We start from the raw sequence: 2,449 nt of genomic DNA, 5'->3' as shown, positions 1-2,449 counted from the left end.
GGCAGTCCGAGAATCAATCTCGGGTGCAACCTCTGCCCACCAACACACCGCTCTCGAACCGATTTTCTTTCGATTCACCAGTCCGTCCTCGGCCATTTTTTCCAGCCGGTTTCGGACGCCCTCAGAAGTCATCTGTTTATCGAACCGGTGCAGGCCCTCTGCGACTTCTGGGGCGGTGAGAACTGGGTCGTCGTTATAATCGAACACCTTCAGAATATCTTGGTCAGTGATTTTGTTCACGAACCGTCCGCTATCGTCTCGTCCCTGGTTCATGAGTTGTGTATCAGAGCCTGACGTCATATCCGTTTGGTTCGTACCAATCGGAGAGTGTACATCACGAAAAGCCCCTACTAAATCATTCATCCGGCTCTGTTGAAACCTCTGATTTTGGTAGGTGTGGCGGGACACATATAGAGGATGGTTTCAATATTAGTAAAATATAATATTTAGTTCTGAAAAACAGGTAAATATGCACATCCGAAACTATTTCATGATATCTGTCTTACGTATGTTATGAGTGACGACTTTCCAAACCCAGAGTGCTCTCGGGGCCATGACACGACAACAATGCTTCGCTCAGGAAAATCATTCTTTGGTTCAAGAATTCGTTATACATGTCCCACTTGTTCTCGTGTGATACAGGTTCATGTTGGCTCAGGAGAACTTGACGAAGTATTATTTGAGGGTGATATTGACCCGTAAGGAGCGGTGCGGACGAGTTTGATTGATTCTCTGCAGGAGATTCACCTGCTTAATTGAAACCGCGTACTAGCAGCGCGTCAATGATAGATGTTGAACTAATCGTTGCTCCGAGAGTGACATTCCTGTTTCACTTAGCAATTAAGTTGGCTCAGATTCACAGATAGTAAAGTAACCGGTACGCGCCCTGTATTCAGCACGCTCTCGACAAACTATCACTGACTGAGGGTTTCAACAGGGCCATTCAGCCACAACGAGAGAGCTACTAGTCGTCACCTATGGAATGTCATGTGACGAGAACGTAGGCATTCTACGGTGAAATTTTGTGTGACGAGTACACTCTTCCTACCAGAAATACAACCGGGACCTATTTAAAAAAGAAGTTAGGGAACGTTCCCGTCACACAGGACCGGCCTTCGAACTAACGGTGCCGTTCGTGTGACGATATTGGTTAATATAATTTCATCAAGAGGTTGTTTGGTATTATTGGGCGAGATTATCGAGCGCGTCATTCGCTAGTCCGTCTGTCTCAACGTTCTCCTCGCGAGGCACGTGCGAAATATCGAACTGCTCGAATTCACTCACGAGGTCCATCACCTGTTTGTGGCGCTTCTGCATCTTCGAGTCGTTTACATTGTACTCGCCCTGTACTTGCCTCACAATCAGCTCCGAGTCTCCTCTCGCTCTGATTTTTGTGATTCCGAGGTCGAGAGCTCGTTCGAGACCAGCGATGAGTGCCTCGTACTCTGCACAGTTGTTCGTAGTGCGTCCGATTCGCTCCGACCCCTCGTCGACGATTGTGTCACTCGTCGAGATGAGCCAGCCGATGGACGCCGGGCCAGGGTTGCCCCGACTCGCACCGTCGAAATGAAGACCTGCAAAGCTACGCCGTTCGTCGAAAGAACCGTATGTATCAGTCATGATTGCTCAGTAGATGTTGGATTATCGCTCTGTACGGTAGTTCGTCTGTTCCGAGCTCAGTCCGTGCGAACTCGTCTAAATCTTGGACGTCTTGCTCTTGCACATGAATCGTCGAATACGCGGTCATAGAAATCAATTGGGTAGACTGACCCGATACAGCACTGTAGTCGGATCACCAGCACTAAATCCGTAGTCACAGCGCTGTATTTAAACAGAATTCTATAGGATATTGGTTGAGTGATTTGGTCGTTACAGGCCGTCTTTCTACAAGGAAGGTACAGTATAGTGTAGGAGGGTAGAAAGAGGTAGAAGACTACGTTGGGTTCGATAGCGAAGTTAACACGGGGTGTGAGGAACACAAAGGCACGTTGTACTACTCTGCAATAGCGAGAGGCAGTTTGCTACTGAAACCAGAGAGTGTACAATAGTAGACTCGCGGAAGTTGTTTCCGAGGTGTATCGGTTGTTGTTCGTTAGTCGCCGGATTACGGTCGAAACCGTTTCAGTTATTTTCGCAGAATTTCCGGAATGAAAATTCAGCGAGGTCCTCAAGATCGGGGATGTCGCCTTTGTCTTTGTTCTCCGAGATCATCTGTTTCCTCATGGCATCCCAGTAATCAGATGCGAGCGAATAGAAATCGTCGCCTTTCGAGTTCTGCATTGAATCAAAGTCGTCGTACATCTCGACCAGACTCGCACCAATTACTGCACCGTATATGCCTGCGTAGTGGCTGTTGAAGCTCCTGAGACGAACATTTTGCACCTTCCACTCAACAGAACTCCGACGACATTTCGGGACTACATCCAATATTGGTTGAATATTATGCCAT

At 47.7% G+C, this 2,449-nt stretch carries 3 protein-coding genes; all 3 read right to left on the bottom strand.

Annotated elements, in window-relative coordinates; all coding sequences use genetic code 11:
• Nucleotides 1-408: winged-helix domain-containing protein (locus AUR66_RS06620; protein ID WP_197409693.1), on the bottom strand; the 408-nt coding region annotated here is incomplete at its 3' end.
• A 774-nt stretch (nt 409-1,182) separates the two neighbouring features.
• Nucleotides 1,183-1,620, bottom strand: a complete 438-nt coding sequence (locus AUR66_RS06615; protein WP_058571685.1) for a ribonuclease HI family protein — start codon at nt 1,618-1,620, stop codon at nt 1,183-1,185.
• Nucleotides 1,621-2,121: 501 nt separating this feature from the next.
• Nucleotides 2,122-2,449 (bottom strand): hypothetical protein (locus tag AUR66_RS06610; RefSeq protein ID WP_058571684.1); only part of this gene is annotated, 328 nt, incomplete at its 5' end.

It is taken from the genome of Haloferax profundi, assembly GCF_001469865.1.
GTDB lineage: Archaea > Halobacteriota > Halobacteria > Halobacteriales > Haloferacaceae > Haloferax > Haloferax profundi.
This window is presented reverse-complemented; position numbering and strand designations above follow the sequence as displayed.

Excerpts from the sequence above, each read along its gene's own strand:
- AUR66_RS06615 (WP_058571685.1), bottom strand. The coding sequence starts at position 1,620 with ATGACTGATACATACGGTTCTTTCGACGAACGGCGTAGCTTTGCAGGT.